17 protein-coding genes, 1 pseudogene and 1 riboswitch are annotated in these 20340 nt (G+C 58.7%); of the genes and pseudogenes, 3 read left to right on the forward strand and 15 right to left on the reverse strand.

Going from position 1 to position 20340, the window contains the following annotated elements:
• Positions 1 to 3: 3 nt before the first annotated feature.
• The gene (locus tag BN871_RS03850; protein WP_048744686.1) at positions 4 to 669 is read right to left on the reverse strand and encodes a succinate dehydrogenase cytochrome b558 subunit; all 666 of its coding nucleotides are present in this window, start codon (positions 667 to 669) and stop codon (positions 4 to 6) included.
• A gap of 334 nt (positions 670 to 1003) precedes the next feature.
• Here BN871_RS03850 and BN871_RS03855 point away from each other — a divergent pair, with 334 nt between their 5' ends.
• Positions 1004 to 1978, forward strand: a complete 975-nt coding sequence (locus BN871_RS03855; protein ID WP_048744687.1) for a LysR family transcriptional regulator — start codon at positions 1004 to 1006, stop codon at positions 1976 to 1978.
• A 92-nt stretch (positions 1979 to 2070) separates the two neighbouring features.
• On the opposite strand, the gene BN871_RS03860 is transcribed toward BN871_RS03855, so the two are convergent.
• Entirely contained in the window at positions 2071 to 2748 is a 678-nt protein-coding gene (locus BN871_RS03860) for a TrkA family potassium uptake protein (RefSeq protein ID WP_021878056.1), read from the reverse strand.
• A 21-nt stretch (positions 2749 to 2769) separates the two neighbouring features.
• The gene (locus tag BN871_RS03865; protein WP_048744688.1) at positions 2770 to 4122 is read right to left on the reverse strand and encodes a TrkH family potassium uptake protein; all 1353 of its coding nucleotides are present in this window, start codon (positions 4120 to 4122) and stop codon (positions 2770 to 2772) included.
• Between the two features lie 118 nt (positions 4123 to 4240).
• Positions 4241 to 4408: riboswitch (cyclic di-AMP (ydaO/yuaA leader) on the reverse strand.
• 237 nt (positions 4409 to 4645) lie between these two features.
• Here BN871_RS03865 and BN871_RS03870 point away from each other — a divergent pair.
• Entirely contained in the window at positions 4646 to 6289 is a 1644-nt protein-coding gene (locus tag BN871_RS03870; RefSeq protein ID WP_021878058.1) for a CPBP family intramembrane glutamic endopeptidase, read from the forward strand.
• A 67-nt stretch (positions 6290 to 6356) separates the two neighbouring features.
• Here the strand turns inward: BN871_RS03870 and BN871_RS03875 are convergent, their stop codons facing one another.
• Together BN871_RS03875 and uvrC are read right to left on the reverse strand one after the other, a co-directional pair.
• Positions 6357 to 6875, reverse strand: coding sequence for a VanZ family protein (locus tag BN871_RS03875; protein WP_048744689.1), 519 nt, complete (start codon positions 6873 to 6875; stop codon positions 6357 to 6359).
• A gap of 247 nt (positions 6876 to 7122) precedes the next feature.
• On the reverse strand, positions 7123 to 9093 hold the full coding sequence (gene uvrC, locus BN871_RS03880) for an excinuclease ABC subunit UvrC (RefSeq protein WP_048744690.1): 1971 nt from the start codon (positions 9091 to 9093) through the stop codon (positions 7123 to 7125).
• 256 nt (positions 9094 to 9349) lie between these two features.
• On the opposite strand from uvrC, the gene BN871_RS27410 reads away from it, so the two are divergent.
• A complete protein-coding gene (locus BN871_RS27410; RefSeq protein WP_021878061.1) occupies positions 9350 to 9502 on the forward strand; it encodes a hypothetical protein in 153 nt (50 codons plus the stop codon).
• 359 nt (positions 9503 to 9861) lie between these two features.
• Here BN871_RS27410 and BN871_RS03885 read toward each other — a convergent pair whose 3' ends face one another.
• The 10 genes and pseudogenes from BN871_RS03885 to BN871_RS28180 form a co-directional block, all read right to left on the reverse strand.
• Positions 9862 to 10050, reverse strand: coding sequence for a YezD family protein (locus BN871_RS03885; RefSeq protein WP_021878062.1), 189 nt, complete (start codon positions 10048 to 10050; stop codon positions 9862 to 9864).
• A 3-nt stretch (positions 10051 to 10053) separates the two neighbouring features.
• The gene (gene cysW / locus BN871_RS03890) at positions 10054 to 10938 is read right to left on the reverse strand and encodes a sulfate ABC transporter permease subunit CysW (protein WP_021878063.1); all 885 of its coding nucleotides are present in this window, start codon (positions 10936 to 10938) and stop codon (positions 10054 to 10056) included.
• A gap of 12 nt (positions 10939 to 10950) precedes the next feature.
• Positions 10951 to 11784, reverse strand: a complete 834-nt coding sequence (cysT, locus tag BN871_RS03895; protein WP_021878064.1) for a sulfate ABC transporter permease subunit CysT — start codon at positions 11782 to 11784, stop codon at positions 10951 to 10953.
• 32 nt (positions 11785 to 11816) lie between these two features.
• A complete protein-coding gene (locus BN871_RS03900) occupies positions 11817 to 12932 on the reverse strand; it encodes a sulfate ABC transporter substrate-binding protein (protein WP_048744693.1) in 1116 nt (371 codons plus the stop codon).
• Between the two features lie 410 nt (positions 12933 to 13342).
• Positions 13343 to 15598 carry an excinuclease ABC subunit UvrA gene (locus tag BN871_RS03910; RefSeq protein WP_048744695.1) on the reverse strand — a complete coding sequence of 752 codons (2256 nt, stop codon included), beginning with the start codon at positions 15596 to 15598 and terminating at the stop codon, positions 13343 to 13345.
• Positions 15599 to 15826: 228 nt separating this feature from the next.
• On the reverse strand, positions 15827 to 16249 hold the full coding sequence (locus tag BN871_RS03915) for an SRPBCC domain-containing protein (protein ID WP_021878068.1): 423 nt from the start codon (positions 16247 to 16249) through the stop codon (positions 15827 to 15829).
• Entirely contained in the window at positions 16246 to 16575 is a 330-nt protein-coding gene (locus tag BN871_RS03920; protein ID WP_048744697.1) for a helix-turn-helix transcriptional regulator, read from the reverse strand. Before BN871_RS03920 ends, BN871_RS03915 begins: the two co-directional genes overlap by 4 nt.
• A 159-nt stretch (positions 16576 to 16734) precedes the next feature.
• Positions 16735 to 18801, reverse strand: a complete 2067-nt coding sequence (locus BN871_RS03925; RefSeq protein ID WP_048744699.1) for an Ig-like domain-containing protein — start codon at positions 18799 to 18801, stop codon at positions 16735 to 16737.
• 301 nt (positions 18802 to 19102) lie between these two features.
• Entirely contained in the window at positions 19103 to 20083 is a 981-nt protein-coding gene (gene dnaI / locus BN871_RS03930) for a primosomal protein DnaI (RefSeq protein ID WP_021878071.1), read from the reverse strand.
• A 63-nt stretch (positions 20084 to 20146) separates the two neighbouring features.
• Positions 20147 to 20340: pseudogene (locus BN871_RS28180) on the reverse strand (helicase DnaB); the annotation flags it as partial.

Below are 20340 nucleotides of genomic sequence, written 5' to 3' on the forward strand. Positions count from 1 at the left end.
GTATTAACCGATCCAGGTACGTACGGCGGATGCCGATTCGGCGAAGTCGCTGCCCGTGAAGGCCACGATGGAAAGCAGGAACAGGGCCGATACAATCACGAACACGCCCATCCAGATATAGGCGGAGACGCGCTGCGCGCGAGGGCCGACCGTAATGCCCCAGCTGACGAGGAACGACCACATGCCGTTCGCGAAGTGGAAGACAGCGGAAAGGACACCGATCGCATACAGCACGATGTAGACCGGATTCGTGAAGATCTCGTGCATCCGGGCGCCGAGCTCCTCATGCGTCAGGTTGCCGAGGGCGACCTGGAAGCGGGTCTCGAAGACATGCCAGATGACGAAGATGAACGTGATCACGCCGGTGATGCGCTGCGCCGTGAACGCCCAGTTGCGTCCGTACTTGAAGCGGGAGTTGTTCCAGTTCGATTGGTAGGCGACATACAAGCCGTATACTCCATGGAAGAGAAGCGGCAGGAATATGCCGAAGATCTCCAGGAAGAGAACAAGGGGCAGTCCGTTCAGGAAGCTGACGCTGTCGTTGAAGCCCTCAGGCCCGTCTTCGAACGCCGAGTAGTTGGTGATGGCATGCTCAACGAGGAACAGGCCGAGCGGAATCACCCCGAGCAGCGAGTGAATCTTGCGCGTTAAGTACGAGTTACCATTCATAAATAAAGCGTTCTCCTTTCCAGCCGTTTGATTTCAGTCATCATACGTCGAATTTTGTGCAAACCTTATCCATTTTACAGCCCGTGCATGGGAGCGTCAACAAATCCCGACGGCTTTCCCCTGCTTTTTCCGGTCACAGTTTAGCCACAGTCTCCATCGTACTCTTTTTTTCCTTATAAAGATATTGTTTATTCCTTATACAATGTTATAACCTATATGCATAAGAGACGACGCCATAAGCCCGAGCTCCCCCGGCGAAGCTGCCGGCATGGGCAGGATAAGATTGGCTGTCTCGCTCGACCATTCTCTTCCTAAGGAACGGAGGCTGCAGGAAATGCTCAACGAAGATCTCAACGTATTCGCCGCCGTGGTCGAGCAGTCCAGCATGAACAAAGCCTCGGCGCTGCTCAACCTTTCCCAGCCGGCGCTGTCGCGGAAGATCGCCAAGCTCGAGCAGGAACTCGGAGCGCAGCTGTTCCGCCGCGTCGGACGGAGGCTGGAGCTGACGCGCATCGGCGAGCTGACCTACGACTACGCGCTCCAGGCCCGCCAGCTGCACCGCAAATATATGAGCACCTTGAGCGAGTTCAAGCATACTCACCGCTCCAGCCTGACGATCGGGGCCAGCCTGACGACGCTGCAGACGACGCTGCCGGACCTCATCCAGGCGCTGACCGCCAGCCATCCCGAGATCGACATCAAGGCCGTCACCGGCAAGACCCATGAGATCGTATCGTTCGTCCGGGACAAAAAAATCGATCTCGGCCTCGTGGCATCCGTCATCGACGACCCGCAGCTGCACTGCGTCCCGCTGTTCGACGACCATCTGGAGCTGGTGCTTCCCCGCTGCCATCTGCTCACCGAGAACGGAAAGCTGGCGATCCGGACGCTCAGCGGGCTGCCGATGATCCTCTTCTCCAAAGGAACCTGGTACCGGAACCTGACCGACGAGCTGTTCGACACCCACAGGCTGCATCCCGATGTCAAAATGGAAATCGACTCGTTCGAAGCCATCCTGCGGCTGCTCCATACATGCGGAGCCGCGACGCTGCTGCCGCACTCCTATATCCGGCAGCAGATGCTGGCGGACAACGACCTTATGGTCGTCCCTGTGCTGGAGCTGGAGCAGACCAAGCGGACCACCTCGCTCATCCATGGCGACCCGGCCCGGCTGGAGCCTGTCGTCAGAGACTGGATCCGCGAGGCGGCCGCGAACTACTTCCGCCGCTCGGCGTCGCCGGCAGCAAGCTTGAAGGCCATGCAGCAGAAAGCCGTTGAAACCAAACAGGCAGGAGTCCGCGTCGACTGACGCGCCTCCTGCCTTTCTTTCTATGCGCTATGCCTGGACTGGAGCTGCCGCCGCTGCGCCGGCAGGCCCGCCCCGTACTTCCACGGCTGGTGTCAGCCGCGGCTCACCGCATTTTCAAACTGCTCGATTCCTTCATTCGTTCCGATGACGACCATGACATCCTTCTCTTCCAGGATGGAATCCGCCTGGGGAGCGATGATGATGCCCTTGGGCTTGTTGATCGCCACGATGCTGCAGCCGTAACGCTGGCGGCTGTCGATCTCGGAAAGCGCCTTGCCGTTGAGGCAGCCCGGAACAGCCAGCTCCGCGACGGCGTATTCGGACGACAGCTCGATATAGTCGAGCAGATTGGGCGACACGAGCTGATGGGCGACCCTGATTCCCATATCCCGCTCCGGATAGATGACCCTGTCGACGCCAAGCTTGTCCAGCACCCGGCCGTGCAGCTCCGATACCGCCTTCACGACGACCTTCCCGACTCCGGAATCCTTGACCAGTATCGCCGCCATGATGCTCGACTGGATGTCTCCCCCGATGGCCACGATGCAGCAGTCGAAGTTGCGGATGCCGATCGCGCGCAGCGCGTCCTCGTCCGTCGCGTCGGCGCATAGCGTATGGGTGAGCAGGGCGCTCATATCGTCCACCAGCTCCTCGCTGCGGTCGATGCCGAGCACCTCATAGCCGAGCTGCATGAGCTCCTTGGCCAGGCTGGAGCCGAATCGGCCCAGTCCGATGACGCAGTACTGCTCTCCTTTTGAACCCTTTCCCATTGTGTCTCTTTATTTCCTTTCCTATCCGATAATAATCTTGCCTTCTGGATTTTTATATAATTCCTTGCCTTGCTTCGGTCTCAGCGCGTAGGCCATCGTCAGCGGCCCAAGCCTGCCGGCGAACATCGTCAGGCTCAGCAGAAGCTTGCTGACATCCTTGAGGCTGGTCGTAATTCCCGTGCTGAGCCCGACGGTGCCGAAGGCCGATACCGTCTCGAACAGAATCCGCAGGAAATCGCGGTCCTCGACGGTGCAGAGCACCATCGTCACGACGAGCACGAGCGCAAGCGACAGCATCGTGATCGTCAGGGCCTTCATGATGCGCTCCTTGGCCAGACGGTAGCGGAACAGGACGATGTCCTCCCTGCCGCGGATCATCGCGCCCATCGCGGCGACGAGCGTCATGAACGTCGTCGTCTTGATGCCGCCGCCCGTCGAGCCCGGCGATGCCCCGATGAACATGAGGATGATCATGAAGAACAGGCTCGCCTGGCGCATCGCGCCGATGTCGAGCGTGTTGGCTCCCGCCGTACGCGTCGTGACGGATTGGAAGAAGGCCGAGAGCACCTTGCCTCCGAAGCCGAGCGGCTCCATCGTTTTGGCGTTGGAATATTCGAAGATGAAGATGACGACAGCTCCGATGACGATCAGGCTGCCCGTGGCCAGCAGAACCACTTTGGAATGGAGGGAGAACCTGCGGTTGTTCCTCCACTCCATCAGATCGGACAGCACGATGAAGCCGAGGCCACCGGTAACGATCAGCGCCATTGTCACGATATTGACGAGCGGATCCGATACATAGCCGGTGAGGCTCCGGTAGTCGCCGAAGATGTCGAAGCCGGCGTTGTTGAACATGGATACGCCGTGGAAGATGCCGAAGTAAACGGCGCGGCCGATCGGCATGTCCGCTGCGAAGCGGACCGCGTACAGCAGCGCTCCCGCCGCTTCGATGACGAGGGAATACAGCAGAACCTTGCGGATCAGCCGGACGATTCCCTCCATGGAGCTCTGGTTCATCGCTTCCTGCAGCAGCAGCCGGTCCTTGAGCGAGATGCGCTTGCGCAGCACGAGGGCGAACAGCGTCGCCATCGTCATGAAGCCGAGCCCTCCGACCTGAATCAGCAGCAGAATGATGATTTGGCCTGCAATCGAGTAATGAGTGCCGGTATCCACGACGACGAGGCCTGTGACGCAGGCCGCCGAGGTGGCGGTGAACAGCGCGTCGATCCATCTCGTGCCCTCTCCGCCGGCCGTGGCGAACGGCTGCATCAGCAGCAGCGAGCCGATGGCGATCATGACGGCGAATCCGGCGACGAGAATGCGCGGAGGCGACAATTTGAAAGCTTGCTTGAATACGGAAGACCATGATTGCATGCCGGCGACTCTCCTTTTGCCTCCATATCCCTGCCGTTCGCGAAGTCCCGGCATCATCGCATGCCGCTTCGAAAGCACAAAAAAAAGCACTGGAAACCCAAGTGCCTGTGCGCCCTGCGAGTCCGGTCAAGCAGCCTCCGAGGTTAGCTGTCGGATTCGGGCATGACGGCTGCCCTATCCGCTCCCGACAGGCTGCCGCCTGCGCCGGAACGGAATTCACCCCAAGCTGCTCCAGGCAGCTATATGGTTCCCCCGTATTCTTTTGGAAATTCGGCTGTTCTATATGGTCGGATTTGATTATATAGGATAGAGGACGGGTTACCAATGTCCCAATCCAAGCTTGCTGGGCGATATGGGGCGGAAAAGAGTGCTGGGACAAGCGCAGCAAGGCGCAATCCTGCCCTTGCTCTTTCTTTTGCGCGAAATCTCGATCTCTCCCTGCCTCGGCATGGATAATTTGAAAGCCGCTGTGGTAAGGTTATAAAAGCTCGCCCTGCAGTCAGGCATCGTCAGGAGGACAATCATGAACAGCTCCGAGTTGGAGAAAAGCTATCGAAAGTACTTTTGGACGGGAATCATTGGAGCCGCCATCTTCCTGATTTTGCAAATCATCCCTTCCTTCGCGGGAGGGCTGTCGGGAGAGGAAGCTTCCGGCAAGCCTGTTCCCAAGGCCGACGCTCAGCAGGCAGCGATGGCTTTCGCCCGGCAGCTGACCGGCTCCGAGCCTCTCACCGCCCATACGGTCCACCAATCCGACCGGGACATCACCGGTTACCTCAGCAAAGAAAAGCTCGCCAAAAAATTCGATGAGGGTCCCGGCAAGATCGTTCCGACCGATACGTGGCAGGTGTCCCTCTCCCTGCCCGAAGGGCAGATGTTCGTCGAGGTCGGCATGTCCAGCGGCCGGGTGATCGGCTGGAAGCAGGTGTTCAAGCCCTCTGCCGGCGAATCCTCGGACGTCCTTGCCCCGAGCGCGGAACAGCTCGACCGTCTCGCCGCCAAGCAAGCCGCCGAGCTCGGCTACGGCAAGCTGGAGAGGGTTGGAGAATCGGCGGGCTACAAGACGGTGTATGCCGTGCAGGGAGGACAGATCGGCCAGGCCCGCCTCACCATCGAGGCCGCTCCGCCATCCGCCGCCGCAGCGGAGTCTGGCGGCAAGACCGTCCTGGCGGAATTCACGCCGCGTTATGAAGTGCCCAAGGATTACCTCGCCTACACGGCGGATCAGGACCGGATCGCCTCCAGCCTGTCGCTGCTGGGCAATCTGCTGCCGAGCGGAATCCTGTTCATTCTCGCCGTCATTTATTCCGTCCTCATGAGGAAGTACAGCTCCTTCCGCCGCCGCGGCTGGGCGATCAGCCTCGTGTTCCTCGGCTTCTATGCCGTCAACAACGTGAACATGCTCGACGGCCTCCGTGCCATGTATGGAGCGCGGCCCAACGCCGAGACCGTCGTCCAGGTCCAGCTCGTCATCACGATGGGCCTCACCTTCCTGCTCGCCCTATCCGCCTACTTCTCCCTCGTCGCCGGGGACGGGTTATGGCGCGCGCAGGGCAGGCGGCTGTGGCTGACCTCCCGCGAGTCCCGCTTCGGAGAGACCGCATGGAGCAGCATGAAGCTCGCCTATGTGCTCGGCTTCATCCTTCTCGGCCTGCAGACCGTTATCCTGGTCGGCCTGTCGGCATTTACCGGAGCCTGGTCGACAAGCGACGTGACCCAGTCGCCCTACAACCTCGCCGCTCCGCTGCTGATGCCGCTGCTGGCGTGGTGCGCGGCCATCCAGGAGGAGGCCGTATACCGGCTGTTCGGCATCGGCCTCCTGATGAAATGGCTGAAAAACCCGTTCGCCGCCTGTCTCATCCCTACGATCATCTGGGCGCTCGGGCATGTGACCTATCCGATCTACCCGTCTACGACGAGGCTGATCGAGCTGACGATTCTCGGCCTTCTGTTCGGATACATCTTCCTCCGGTTCGGATTTTTCACGGCGGTATTCGCCCATGCCATCATGGACTCCGTGCTGATGTCGATCTCGCTCTTCCTGATCGGCGGAGCCGGCAATATCGTTGCTGGCGTCGTCTACATCGCCGCGCCTGCCGGCGTGGCCTGGGCGATGAAATGGTACGGCTCGCGGCGGAGCAGCAGCATTCCGCTGGCGCCCGGTTAAGCTCCAGTCATCAGCGCTTCAGAACAAAAGCAGAGAATCTCCGGATTCTCTGCTTTTTGCTTTGGGCTCACACCCGGTTGACGGCGTACAGAACGAGGGACAGGATCAGAACCGGCACGCCGACTCCGGCCGACAAGAGAGACAGGAAGAGCTTGACCCGCTCCTGCTTTCTCAATCCCAGCTTCAGGACGGAATAGATCGTGATTCCGATCAAGCCGCCTGTCGAGTTGAGGATCACATCGTCGATATCCGCCGCCCCTGCGGCCAGAATATACTGACCGGCCTCCACGCCTGCGCTGAGCAGCGCGACCGCTGCAAGCCTGGGCCATATCGATCCGGACTTGCCGATCAGCATGGCATAGATCCCGGCGGGAACAAAGAGCAGGATATTGCCCCATATGTTGACGTCCACCGCATTCCTGCGCATGCCGCCGTCGGCGTTCATGTATTCCTGGATCGTATGGAATGGGATCAGATTGAAGCTTCTCAAGCCGTCCCCCTCCCTCAGGAAGAGCAGCTCCGCCATCAGCAGCACGTACACCGCCGCCATGCTCCATAACAGAATCGGAACGCAGTTTTTGTTCATGAATTCCCTCCATGCTCGCCGAAGCCTTTTGCCAGCTTCACCATGATAGCATGACGTCATCCAGCGGATGAACTGGACCTTTGTCCGGCCTTTTCCGGGACCTCCGTTCGGGACTCTGCCGGCATGTCAGGCGGGGCAGTCAAGAAGAAGCCGTCAAAAAAGCCTGCTCGGCCAGCCTCCGCCGATCGCGGCGCTGCTGCCAAGCAGGCTTCATTCCGTGTCTTGCCGGTCTCGCGGCATGGGAACGCTACTCTTCCTTGAGAGCCGCCACGATCCGCTCCGCCAGAGCGGAGCCGATGCCGAGCGGCTTGAACTCCTCGGCGGTCGCTTCGCGGATCTTCTTGAGGGAGCCGAAATGCTTCAGCAGCTGCTTGCGCCGCTTCTCCCCGATGCCGGGAATGGAATCCAGCGTCGATTGAACCATCGACTTGCCCCGCTGCTCTCGGTGAAACGTGATCGCGAAGCGGTGGACCTCGTCCTGGATGCGCTGCAGCAGATAGAATTCCTGGCTGTCGCGCGGCAGCATGACCGGCTCCGGCGGATCGCCGACCATAAGCTGCGCCGTCTTGTGCTTGGCATCCTTCACGAGTCCGCATACCGGCACCTGAAGGCCGAGCTCGTTCTCGAGGATGTCGACCGCCGCGCTGATCTGCCCCTTGCCGCCGTCCACCACGATAAGATCGGGAAGCTCCAGCCCTTCCTTGAGCACCCTCTCGTACCGCCGGCGGATGACCTCGCGCATCGTCTCGTAATCATCGGGCCCTTGGACGGTCCTGACCTTGTACTTGCGATACTCCTTCTTGTCCGGCTTGCCGTCGATGAAGACGACCATGGCCGATACCGGATTCGTTCCCTGGATATTGGAGTTGTCGAACGCCTCGATGCGCCGGATCGTCGTCAAGCCGATGGAAGCTGCCAAGCCCGAAGCGGCTTTGACGCTGCGTTCCTCATCGCGCTCGATCAGCTTGAATTTCTCGTCGAGCGTCACCTTGGCGTTGCCCTCCGCCATGCCGACGACTTCGCGCTTGCGCCCCCGCTGCGGCATGTGGACCTTGATCTTGAGCCAGCTCTGAAGAGAAGTGCGGATCTCCTCCGCATGGGATCCCGCGGCAGCCTCGCCGCCGTCGTCCGCTGCGACCTCTGCAATCTTCGCAGATGATGCCGCCGCTTCAGATTCTTCCATCTCCACTTCAGACGCAGATGCCGCCGCTGCGGCGGCTTGATTTTCGCGGCCGGCGGACGGCCCGGAGTCTGCCGTTTCTTCCGGCGCACCGGCATGAAGCTCGCCCGGCGGCACCGGCAGGAGAATTTCCTTCGGCAGAGCCGGGTTGTCGCTGTAGTACTGGGTGACGAACGTCATGAAGTCGTCATATGCCTCGCCGTAATAAGGGAAGGTCGTCGTATGGCGCTCGATCAGCTTGCCGCTGCGCATATACAGAATCTGCACGCACATCCACCCCTTGTCGGTGGCATAGCCGAACACGTCGCGGTCGAGCGCGTCGGCGAGCGTGATCTTCTGCTTTTCCATGACGGCATCGATCGCCGTGATCTGATCGCGGTATTCCTTGGCGCGCTCGAACTCCATCGATTCCGCAGCCTCCAGCATTTTGCGCTGCAGCTCCGCCTTGACCTCGTCCTGGCCGCCGTTCAGGAAGCGGGCGATCTCCTGCACCATGGAGTCGTACGTCGCCTGCTCCACCGGGAATTCGCAAGGTGCGAGGCACTGGCCGAGATGGTAGTACAGGCACACTTTGTCGGGCAGCGTGTTGCATTTGCGAAGCGGATACAGGCGGTCCAGCAGTTTCTTGGTCTGCTGCGCCGCATAGGCGTTCGGATACGGACCGAAATATTTGCCCTTGTCCTTCACGATCCGCCGGGTAACCTCCAGCTTCGGATGCTTCTCATTCGTAATCTTGATATAAGGAAAGGACTTGTCATCCTTCAAAAGCACGTTGTAGCGGGGGTGATACTGCTTGATCAGGTTGCACTCCAGAATGAGCGCTTCCATGTTGCTTGCCGTGACGATATATTCAAAATCCCGGATTTCCGAGACGAGACGCTGCGTCTTGCCGTTATGGGTTCCGTTGAAATAGGAACGGACACGATTTTTCAGCACTTTGGCCTTGCCGACATAGATGATGGTGCCTTCGCCGTTCTTCATCAGATAACAGCCCGGCTGGTCGGGAAGGAGCGCTAGCTTCCCCTTGATGGGATCCATGGACAATCCACCTTTCGCGGCTCGGCCCCGCTGGCCTTTTGCCGTATTCTCTATTGTAGCACAGGGAGCCGACACCCGTCAGCCGCGGCCGGATCCCGCTTTCGGCAGCGGTTCCAAAAGCCAAATTTCACCTTTACATAACTCCGCCAGGTTGGGTATACTATTACAAGCTGATGCGATAACGTCTTGTCCGGATACATAACGGCCTCCGGGCCGGGACGGCGATACCTGAGTCTTGAAGCGAGGAGGGCGAACAATGGAAAGCGTCAATGTAAGAGATCCGCGCGAGCATCTGAACGAGGAACCGCGTGACGACCTGATGGATCTTATGGTCGGATTCGGCGGCATGCTTGGCTTTATGACCGTTGCCTATATTATCATGGTGGTTGTCAAATACATCATTTCCTAGGCATCCGTTCCACCCACACATTTCAATTCAACCCTCCGGCTCCGGCCAGGAGGGTATTCATTTTTATCGGCCTATTTACTCTTTGGTCGTCGAGACCGACTCAGCAGTACCATCTCATCGCGCTCGCTCCAGGAGCTGCAATCATGATGCCGAGCCTCAACAGCTCTGTGCCCCAGCTCGCCATGGCCGCAGGCGCCGGTATGAAGGGTCTGGAATGGGATGACGCCAACTGAATCCAGATCGGGCACTTGATTTGCCGCGCATGACTCCAGGCGCAAGGCCGGCCGGCAGAACCAAAAAGGACGGGATAGGGGCAACCCCTATCCCGTCCTTTTATCCCTGCTCGGCTTGCATTGAATTCATCCCTGTGCCGCGGCGGCACCCTGCTGCCGAAGGGCGGCGGCATCGAACCGCTTGCGCTCCGTACGGTCGATCTGCACGATGCGTCCGTCATGAACTGTAATGACCACCGCTCCGTACTCCAGCCCGTTGACCTGGTCGGCGATGCGCTCCAGCCAGGCTTCATCCAATTCCACAGGTTTCGCCATCCGTTATCCCTCCAGTGTTTCTTTATTCCGCTGCGCGGTTTTCCATTCCACGAGACTTTTCGCGCCAAGCGTAACAAGCGCCAGCATCATCAGCAGCGAAGCCACGGCAAAGGATGCCGAGAACTGATACTCGTTGTACAGTATTTCCACATGCAGAGGCAGGGTGTTCGTTTCTCCGCGGATATGTCCCGATACGACCGATACGGCGCCGAACTCTCCCATGGCCCTCGCGTTGCAGAGCACGATGCCGTACAGAAGGCCCCATTTGATGTTGGGAAGCGTAACGTTCCAGAAGATTCGTAATCCCTTCGCCCCAAGCGTGGCGGCTGCTTCCTCCTCCTGCGTGCCCTGGGCCTGCATAAGGGGAATCAGCTCTCGGGCTACAAAAGGAAAGGTCACGAACATCGTCGCGAGCACGATGCCTGGAGTCGCAAATACGATTTGCAGATTATGCTCATCCAGCCATGGGCCGAGATAACCCTGGGCGCCGAAGAGCAGCAGGAAAATGAAGCCCGCGATGACGGGCGACACCGAGAACGGCAGGTCGATCAGCGTCACGAGCAGGTTTTTGCCGCGGAAGCTGAACTTGGTTACGAGCCAGGCGGCAGCCACGCCGAAGACGGCGTTCAAGGGTACCGCGATAACGGCTACGAGCAGCGTCAGCTTGAGGGCAGACACGGCGTCGGGATCAGTCAAGGCGCTGATATAAACATCCCAGCCCCGCTTCATTCCTTCAATGAAGACGGTGAGCAAAGGCAGCAGGACGATCAGCGCAAGAAAGACGAAGGCGATGCCGATGAGCAGCCATTTGACGGCACTCGGCTCGCTTACGGGCTTCGCCCGGACAACGGCCTTGGTGGACAATCGGGAAGTTACGGTACCGGCCACAGGGCAATCCTCCTATCGCGACAGCGCGCGCCTGCCGGCCCGCCACTGGATGTAATTGATGAGAAGCAGCATGGCGAACGAGATGACGAGCAGCACAAGAGCGATCGCCGTCGCCTGCTCCAGCTCGAACGACTCCAGCTTCGTCATGATCAGCAGCGGAGTAATCTCCGTGCGCATCGGCATGTTGCCGGAGATGAAGACGACGGAGCCGTATTCGCCGATGCCCCGGGCGAACGCAAGCGCGAAGCCGGTCAGGAGCGCCGGCGTCAGCTCCGGCAGCACGATGCGCAGAATCGTGCGCCATCTTCCGGCTCCAAGCATGACGGCCGCCTCCTCGACCTCTGCGTCCAGATCCTCCAATACGGGCTGGACAGTCCGGACGATGAAGGGCAAACCAATGAAGATCAAGGCGATCGTAATGCCGAGCGGCGTGAAGGCCACCTTGATGCCAAGCGGCTCCAGCCATTTTCCGACCCAGCCGTTAGGCGCGTAGATGGCCGTCAGGGCGATGCCGGCGACTGCGGTCGGAAGCGCGAACGGCAGGTCGACGAGGCTGTCCAGGAACTTGCGGCCCGGAAACGAATAGCGTACCAGCACCCATGCGACGATGAAGCCGAACACGACGTTGATGACCGCCGCCGCCAGCGAAGTCAGCAGGCTGATGCGGTAGGAAGCCATGACGCGGGGAGCGGTCACCGTCGACCAGAACTCTCCCCAGCTGAGCTCCGCCGTCTTGAGCAGGACGCAAGACAGCGGAATCAGCACGATGATGCAAAGGTAGAACACGGTGATGCCCATCGACAATCCGAATCCGGGTAAAATGCTCCGAGTGCGGGAACCTTTCATGTGAAGTCAGCTCCTGTATCGTCCAGAACCTTTTACTTGGATCCCGGCGTGTAAATTTCGTCAAACGTTCCGCCGTCGGCGAAATGCTTCTTCTGCGCTTCGGCCCAGCCGCCGAAGTCCTTGTCGATCTGGAGCAGGTCAAGCTCCTTGAATTTGTCCTTGTACTGCTCCGCGATACTCTTGTTGATCGGACGGTAGAAATTGTCGGCGGCGATCTTCTGGCCTTCGTCGCTGTACAGATACTTCAGATATTCCTCGGCGACCTCGCGGGTGCCCTTCTGGTCCACGACCTTGTCGACGACGGCTACCGGAGGCTCCGCCAGCACGCTGATCGAAGGATAGACGATCTCGAATTTGTCCCCGAGCTCCTTCTGGGAAAGGAAAGCCTCGTTCTCCCACGCAAGCAGGACATCGCCGATGCCGCGCTCCGTGAACGTCGTCGTCGCGCCGCGCGCGCCGGAGTCGAGCACCGGAACGTTCTTGAACAGCTGCTTCATGAAATCCTTCGTTTTGGCTTCGTCGCCGCCGTCCTGCTTGGAGGCGTAGCCCCATGCCGCCAAATAGTTCCAGCGGGCGCCGCCGGATGTTTTCGGATTCGGCGTAATGACCTCCACGCCCGGCTTCACGAGATCGTTCCAGTCCTTGATGCCCTTCGGATTGCCCTTGCGGACGAGGAAGACGATCGTGGACGTGTATGGAGCGCTGTTGTCCTCGTACTTCGAGCTCCAATCCTTGTTGATCAGCCCTTTTTCGGCGATGGCGTCGATATCGTAGCCGAGCGCCAAAGTGACGACATCGGCCTTGAGGCCGCCGATGACGGAGAGCGACTGCTTGCCGGAGCCGCCATGCGACTGCTTCACCGTTACTTCCTGGCCTGTCTTGTCTTTCCAGTATTTCGCGAATGCCGCATTATACGCCACATACAGCTCGCGGGTAGGATCGTAGGATACGTTGAGCAGCTCGACAGGCCCTTTAGGCTCTGCCTTGGCGCCGCCGTCATTGGCTGCGGCGTTGGCCGCGCCTCCGGCATTGCCGGACGCTGCATTTCCATTCTTGCTGTTGTTGCCGGAGCCGCAGGCGGTAAGGGTGAAGGCGAGAGAAGCCGAGAGCAACAGGAGAGGCAGCGTGCGAAGCTTTTTCTTTGTCATGGACGAGCACCCCTTCATGGAAGATAAGTCCGCCTGTTCCGGTGGTCCGGTAACAAGTGAGATAATTCCTAGTTGTTTAGTTGGTTTATGGATCAAATAATACCAGCCTATTCCCATTGGTGTCAACGGATTTTTCAATAACCCTTATAGCGTCCATAACTGCCGCTGATACCGTTCCCATGCGGTGCTCATGTTGATCCGCGTTCCGGAAAGTCTAGACGCCTCGAAGGCATCTCTACCGGATGCGGGCAGGTTCATATTCATCCCCATGGCGCCGCTTGAATGGAAAAGGGCAGCTGAGATTAGCCCCTCAGCTGCCCTTGCCTTTGCCGCCATTCATGTCGTTCCCGCCAGTCCAGCTCTCCGCCGGTTGCGGGCTCAACCCGTTTTCACATGCTCTGTTCTGCTGCTTACCTCAAGTATTTTCCCGTGATCGACTGCTCCGCCCGGACGATCTGCGCCGGCGTGCCCTCGAACACGATCCGGCCGCCTTTGCTGCCTCCGTCCGGTCCCATATCGATGATCCAATCCGCTTGGCTGATCACCTCGAGGTTGTGCTCGATGACGATGACGGTGTTGCCGGCATCCACGAGACGGTTCATGATCTCCAGCAGATGACCGATATCGGACATATGAAGGCCGGTCGTCGGCTCGTCCATCACGTAGATGCTGCCCTGCTTGTGCAGCTCGCTTGCGAGCTTGATGCGCTGGCATTCTCCGCCCGAGAGCGTGCTGAGCGGCTGGCCGAGCGTAACATAGTTCAGCCCTACATCGCTCATCGCCTGGAGCTTGCGCGCAACTTCTTTTAGCTTAAAGAAATCCAATGCCTGCTCCACCGTCATCTCCAGAACTTCTGCGATCGACTTGCCGTTCAGCTTGTACGTGAGCACCTCTTCCTTGAACCTTCTGCCTCCGCAGACTTCGCAGGGCAGCTTCACGCTGTCGAGGTAGCCGAGGTCGGTGTACACGACTCCCAGCCCTTGGCAGTTCTCGCAGGCCCCCTTGGAGTTGAAGCTGAACAAGCTCGGGCCCACCTTGTTCGCGGAAGCGAACGCCTTGCGCACATCGTCCATGATGCCTGTGTAGGTCGCGGGATTCGAGCGCGTCGACACCCCTATCGCCGATTGGTCGATGACGATCGCATCCGGATGCTGGCCGAGGAACACTTCGTTGATCAGCGTGCTCTTGCCCGAGCCGGCGACACCCGCAACGACGGTCAGCACCCCGGCTGGAATATCCACGCTCAAGCTCCGCAGGTTGTGCAGCGTGGCTTCCTTGATGTGAAGCTTGCCGGTCGGCTGCCTGCAATCGCTCTTCAGCTGGAGCGGGCGCTTCATATGGGTGCCTGTCAGCGTGCCGGACTCCAGCAGCTGTTGGAAGCTTCCTTCATACACGATGGAGCCGCCGCGGCTGCCGGCATAAGGCCCGACGTCGACAATATGATCCGCCACCTTGATGACATCGGGATCATGCTCGACGACCAGCACGGTATTGCCCTTGTCGCGAAGCTTCTGAAGCAGCCCGTTCAGCCGGTGCACATCACGGGGATGCAAGCCGACGCTGGGCTCATCGAAGATGTAGGTGACATCCACCAGGCTGCCGCTCAGATGCTTCACCATCTTGACGCGCTGCGACTCGCCGCCGGACAGCGTATCCGTCTCCCGGTCCAGCGTCAAATAGTCGAGCCCGATATCGACCAGATGCTGCAGCCGATCCGACAGCGACTTGATTACCGGCGCGGCGGCCGGATCGTCGATCTCCCGAATGACGGCGATGAGACGGCCGACCTCGATGGAAGACAGCTCCGCGATGTTGTATCCATTGATTCGGCAGTTGAGCGCGGCCCGGCTGAGCCTCGCGCCGTGGCAGCTGGAACAGGCGCCCTCGGTGATGTAAGGCGCGACAGTCTGCTGGGTGCGCTCCGACTTCGTCTTCACATCCTGCTTGATGTATTTGTTCGTGAACTTCTCGATGACGCCTTCCACCGTAATGTTCGTCGCCTTGCCCGCAAAATCCATCTTCACTTTCCTGGCTTTGCCGTACAACAACTGCTCCAGGTCCTCATCGTTATATTCGCTCAGCTTCTTGTCGGTATCGAAGGGCCGCGACTGGACGATCATATTCCAATCCCAGCTGTTCACCGCATAGCCGGGAAGCATGACGGCCCCTTCATTCAGCGACTTCGACATGTCCACCGCCTTGCTCAGGTCGACGCACAGGCTGCGGCCGAGCCCGTTGCACTCGGGACACATGCCTTGCGGGTCATTGAAGGAGAACATGTTCGCTTTTCCAACATAGGGCTGTCCCACGCGGGAGAATAGAAGGCGGAGAATGGGAGAGATATCGGTGATCGTGCCCATCGTGGAATGGGAGCCGCCGCCCAGCCGCTTCTGATCCACGATGACGGCCATGCTGAGGTTCTCGATCGCGTCTGCGTCCGGCTGCGGAAAACGCGGCAGGAAGCTGCGGACGAACATGCTGAAGTTTTCATTCAGCAGACGCTGGGATTCTGCGGCGATGGTATCGAAAACGATCGAGGACTTGCCGGATCCGGATACTCCGGTGAAGATCGTAATCTTCCGCTTGGGAATGCGCAAGGATACGCCCTTGAGATTGTTTTCCCTCGCACCCGAGATGACGATGTACTCCTGATTCGATTCGCTCATGGCTTGACGCCTCCCGATTTTTCTATTCTTTCCTTCCGGCATTTCCGGATGAATTCATGCGTACAAAAAAGAAACGGCAAGAGCTTGTCCGATGATCCGAACAGACCTAAACCGGCTGCAGGTTGCATGCACGGTTTAGGTCTGTTTCGGGTTGAGCAGGTTCCCCTGTCGAACCCCATCGTACAGCATTCAGGACGGGTAAGCTCCCGCCATACGGAATGAAATTGCCTATAGCGCCAACACCTTCTCAAGCTCTCCGCACCATTTGCTCCAGCCGTATTTAGCGCCTTCGAGTCCTTGGGCATTTGTGAATCCGACTTGTTCGAGATGCAGGTTGACCTTTCCGTCCCCCAAATCCTGCAGCGTCCACGTAACCGTGTGCTTCTCTGCGCCGCTTGCCCAGGTATAGGACAGCTTGTCGGGCTCTTCCACGACAAGCACTTCGCCATCGATGATTCCATCCCACCATTCGGACGGCTGGGTGCGGAACTGGAAACGGTGTCCTACGACGGGCTTGAAATCATTTTCCATCGGCTGGCCGTTGTGAATATCGACGACCCACTTGGCAAGCTTGCCGGAATCGGTTATGGCGGACCAAAGCTTCTCGATCGACGCCGTATACTGGAAATCCAAGGATAAGGTTAAACTCATTCTTCTTCCTCCTCTAATAGTCGACTCAGGCGCGACATATTCGCGCTCCAGAACTTGCTGTAGAAAGCGACCCAATCTTGAATTTCTCTTAGCGGAGCGGCATGCAGCCTGAACCGCGTTTCCCTGCCGACCTTGCGGTCGCGCACGAGTCCAGCTTCCTTGAGAATGCTCAAATGCTTGGATACGGCTGTGCGGCCCATCTCGAACTGAGCCGTCAATTCATGAAGCGGCATCTCATCCGCCTCTGCCAGCAGACGGATCAGCCTACGCCTGGTCGGGTCCGCAATCGCGTCATATACATCCCGCAGCGGGCTGTTCTCGCTCACAACACCCTCTCCTACGTATTCAATTGAACCGATAACCGGACACCAATTGGTGACATTTCAATTATAAGACACCATTAGGTGTCTCGTCAATAAAAGAGGTTGTACTTCTCCGGTGAGAACGGTCCATTCTTTCGGCAGCCGTCAATGAGTGCTGGAAAATTAAACACCTGTGAACAGAAGGCTGATGTCCTCATTGCCGTTTTTCGTCTTCCATCCGTTGAAGCCTGCCGCATCGGTTATGCCCGGTTTGAACGTGAGAACATAGACCTGGCCCGGCGTCATATCCTTGGACAGCTTCAGCGTCACCTCGGTGACAACCGCGCCCGTGTTGTTCAATTCGTCATGGGAGATGCCGACAGCATCTCCTCCCTGTTCCTTCATCACGAAATACGGCTCGTTCACGTTTTTCACCGGTTCGCTGAATACGACCTTAATCGTCGTTCGGTTCAAGACAATCACCTGTTTCGCATAAGGAGCCTCGTTGGCGGCTATGGTTCCCGCGAACGCGGATTCGTTCGCGCCGTCCCGCGAGATGAGCGACGACACGCCTGTTACCCTCGCCGTGTATACGTGGCCAGGATCGAACAAGCTCGGATTCGAATCGGTTCCCGTGCGGAATTGGACCGCAACGATCCTTTTCGTTCCCGGCTTGCGGACGACATATTTGCTCCAGCCGGACATCGAGACGTTGGCACCGTTATCCTTGAGAATCGTTGCTGCTAAGGAACCGACGTCTGCGTCCTTGATATCTCTGTCGAACGCGATCTCCAGGGTGTTCTCGTTAACCGCGGCTATGCTCTGAAGCTTCACCGGCAGGATCGGATTGGAGATGCCCCCGAACAGAAGGCCGGATTTCTTATCCATCATGTTGCCAGCCAGGTCGGGAATGCCGGATACGGCAAGGCTGTACACGGTCTTGTCTTGTTGGGCCGATGTCCGAAGCGTGACGGTGCGCCCCTCGTTGTCCAGACTCGCTGATACGATCGCCAAGCCGTCGATGCTGTACCGTCCGGTCTGCACGGCAATGTCCCGATTCACCTTCTCGCTGAATTTGACGGTCAAAGAAGCATCCGCATTCACCTTAAATTCCGAATCGATGATCGCCGGCTTTGTCGTGTCGTCGTTGCCTACGATAGACAAATCCGATCGCGTGTCCATGACGTTGCCGGCGAGATCCTTGACGTTCTTGACGGTCAGCCAGTACCGAGTGTTGTCCGACTGATCCGACGTGGAGAACGTGACCTGCCTCTTGTCCGAAGAGAGCTGCAGCGTCGTTATCTTCAATCCGCCGGAGAACAAGTAGTTCGCGGGACTCGTTGCCGTCTTGGTGTCAACTTGCTCTGAGAACGTCAGGACATAGCTGCGGGCTGTTGACCGGTCGAACGCAGTTATCGTCGGCTTCACCATGTCCGATCTCGCCGAAGTGTACGCCCACGCCTTGCTCTCGATGGTTAAGGTATGCTTGCGGTTTTCGATTTGGTAGCCTGTTGTAAGCAATACCGACATCCCGTCTCCTCCGACCGTCGCGAGAAGGATCGGCACGACGTTGCCGAGATCGTCCCTCAGGGAGAATTGTCCGATATCCGCCGAGTCGGCCTTCGCCTTCAGATTCACCCGCACCGACTGGACGCTCAGTCCTTCGACCGACTTCACGTCGAGCGCACTGGCCCAGCCCGCATAGACCGCGTAGACAGCCTCCACGAGCACACCTCGCGTAGCGTTGACCGTGTAGTCGTTCCTCGGGGCGATCCAGCCTTTGTTAAGAGAGGTTCCGACCGCATCCTTCGCCCAGGCCGATGCTTTGCCAACGAATCCGGACTTCGGATCGGCAGGGATGCTGTTGACCTTCAGCAGCACGACAGCCAGCTCTTCGACCTTCACCGCGGCGGTCGGCTCGAATCGATTATTTCCTTTGCCGACCATGATGCCTGCGCTTCGCACCGCTTGGACCGCTGTGAACGACCAGCGTGTCTTCAGAACATCCGCGAAGCCGACTGTGGAACTGGAATGAGGCAATTCGAGAAGCTTATAGAGCACGGAAGCAAACTGTTCGCGGGACATGGGTTCGTTCAGGCGAGACGATCCGTCCTCGAAACCGGTCATAATACCTTGCCGCTTCAGCACTTGGAACTTCTCCTCCGTCGTGAGCGTCGCCGCTCCCGCGGCTGGGACGGCTAATCCAAGCAGCAACGATAGCGCGAGCAATGCCAGAGCGATTTTCCTCATCTTTGCAGTCCTCCTAAGGGTTTTCTGCCGGAACCGCGGAAGAAGAAAAAACCGCATCGCGGATGCGGGGCCAGCGAATGTACCCTCTTTAACGGCACTATGGAGGAAATGTTTCTGTCGAAGGCGGTCTCATCCAAAACAAGTCACGTTTCGAGCAAACTTCCGGTAATTCGCCGCGGGCTTGTTCCGGCAAAGCGTCATGGGCAAGCTGGTTAGAATCGGTCAAGCAGGGGAAGAAAACGAAAAAAAAAGCCCCGATGCGAGACGGAAGTCTCGATCGGGACGTTATGGCTTGAGATGTTCAGGTTTCCGCTCCCGGATTAGCTCCCCGGGATCCGCGCTTGTTGCTTCCCTTGACCATGATGACCTCCACGAACGGGCGGATCCTGTCCATGATCCGGCGGCCCTTGTGGTATTCCTCCCCGTCCTTGCTCGTGAAGCTGAAATGCTGCTCCAAATCGTCGAGAGCGTGGTTCGAGGTATAGAAGGTCGGCTTGCGCTCCATCCGGTAGTTCAGAATCGAGCCCATGACATGATCCCGAACCCACGGGCTCAGGTTCTCGGCGCCGATGTCGTCGAAGATCAGAATATCGGCTTCCTTCATCAGATCGATCGTCTCCTTGAGACGGCCCGGCTCGCCGAACATCGCCTTGAGATCCTCGACGAAATCCGGCATGTAGACAATGACGCCCGAGTAGCCGAGCTTCGCCAGCTCTCCCATCATATAGCCCATCAGGAACGTCTTGCCCGTTCCGAACTGGCCGGTCAAGTACAGTCCGTCCGTCTGCAGGCCCTGCTCTTTGGTCCGGTCGATATATTGAAGAATCTGCTTGACCGCCGGCAGGCGGGCCGAGTCCTTCCTCGCGATGTCTTCGAAGGAATACGCTTTGGCCAGCACCTTGTCGCTGACGTAGAAGCTGCGGATGCGGCTGCGGATCAGCTCCTCGTTGCGGCGGGCGATGAACTTGCGGCAGGCTGTCTTCCGGTCGATCAGGCGGGTTTCGCCGCTGGAGCCGTCCGCGGACAGCAGCGTATAATGGCCCTGGAAGTCGTTGGGGCATTCGTCCAGTCCCGGGCAGGCCGAGCAGTTGCGATGCTCCTTGACGTATTGATAGACCAGATTGGAATTGCGCCGCACCACGCCTTCGTCAATATCGGGATGCTGCTCCCGCAGCTTGCGGACGCCCGGATCGTCCAGCAGCTCCTGCAGCTGCTTTTGGGCCCGGGCCCGAATCTGGGCTCCTCCCGGCATCGTCTTGAGCAAATCCTTCAGGGATTCCATAGCTGCCTCCTCCTTTCTTTCTCATGCTGGCCGTTTATCCAAAAAGCCCGATGGGCTCAAATTCTACTTGCCGTCCAGCTTGCGCGCAAGCTGCAAAATCTCTTCCAGCTCCTCCGGCGATACCTCCGGAGCGGCGGCGTCATCCCCCACGACCGGCAGCACCGGCTTGCGCGACGCTCCCGTCCGGCGGTAGCCGCCTCTGCCGCCGGCAGCCGGGGCGCTCCGCGGCTGGGAAGCAGCCTGCCCCCTGCCCGGTG

Source organism: Paenibacillus sp. P22 (genome assembly GCF_000469945.2).
GTDB lineage: Bacteria > Bacillota > Bacilli > Paenibacillales > Paenibacillaceae > Paenibacillus_O > Paenibacillus_O humicus.

Coding starts and splice junctions, on each gene's coding strand:
- BN871_RS03850 (WP_048744686.1), bottom strand. CDS start 669: ATGAATGGTAACTCGTACTTAACGCGCAAGATTCACTCGCTGCTCGGG.
- BN871_RS03855 (WP_048744687.1), top strand. CDS start 1,004: ATGCTCAACGAAGATCTCAACGTATTCGCCGCCGTGGTCGAGCAGTCC.
- BN871_RS03860 (WP_021878056.1), bottom strand. CDS start 2,748: ATGGGAAAGGGTTCAAAAGGAGAGCAGTACTGCGTCATCGGACTGGGC.
- BN871_RS03865 (WP_048744688.1), bottom strand. CDS start 4,122: ATGCAATCATGGTCTTCCGTATTCAAGCAAGCTTTCAAATTGTCGCCT.
- BN871_RS03870 (WP_021878058.1), top strand. CDS start 4,646: ATGAACAGCTCCGAGTTGGAGAAAAGCTATCGAAAGTACTTTTGGACG.
- BN871_RS03875 (WP_048744689.1), bottom strand. CDS start 6,875: ATGAACAAAAACTGCGTTCCGATTCTGTTATGGAGCATGGCGGCGGTG.
- uvrC (WP_048744690.1), bottom strand. CDS start 9,093: ATGGATCCCATCAAGGGGAAGCTAGCGCTCCTTCCCGACCAGCCGGGC.
- BN871_RS27410 (WP_021878061.1), top strand. CDS start 9,350: ATGGAAAGCGTCAATGTAAGAGATCCGCGCGAGCATCTGAACGAGGAA.
- BN871_RS03885 (WP_021878062.1), bottom strand. CDS start 10,050: ATGGCGAAACCTGTGGAATTGGATGAAGCCTGGCTGGAGCGCATCGCC.
- cysT (WP_021878064.1), bottom strand. CDS start 11,784: ATGAAAGGTTCCCGCACTCGGAGCATTTTACCCGGATTCGGATTGTCG.
- BN871_RS03900 (WP_048744693.1), bottom strand. CDS start 12,932: ATGACAAAGAAAAAGCTTCGCACGCTGCCTCTCCTGTTGCTCTCGGCT.
- BN871_RS03910 (WP_048744695.1), bottom strand. CDS start 15,598: ATGAGCGAATCGAATCAGGAGTACATCGTCATCTCGGGTGCGAGGGAA.
- BN871_RS03915 (WP_021878068.1), bottom strand. CDS start 16,249: ATGAGTTTAACCTTATCCTTGGATTTCCAGTATACGGCGTCGATCGAG.
- BN871_RS03925 (WP_048744699.1), bottom strand. CDS start 18,801: ATGAGGAAAATCGCTCTGGCATTGCTCGCGCTATCGTTGCTGCTTGGA.
- dnaI (WP_021878071.1), bottom strand. CDS start 20,083: ATGGAATCCCTGAAGGATTTGCTCAAGACGATGCCGGGAGGAGCCCAG.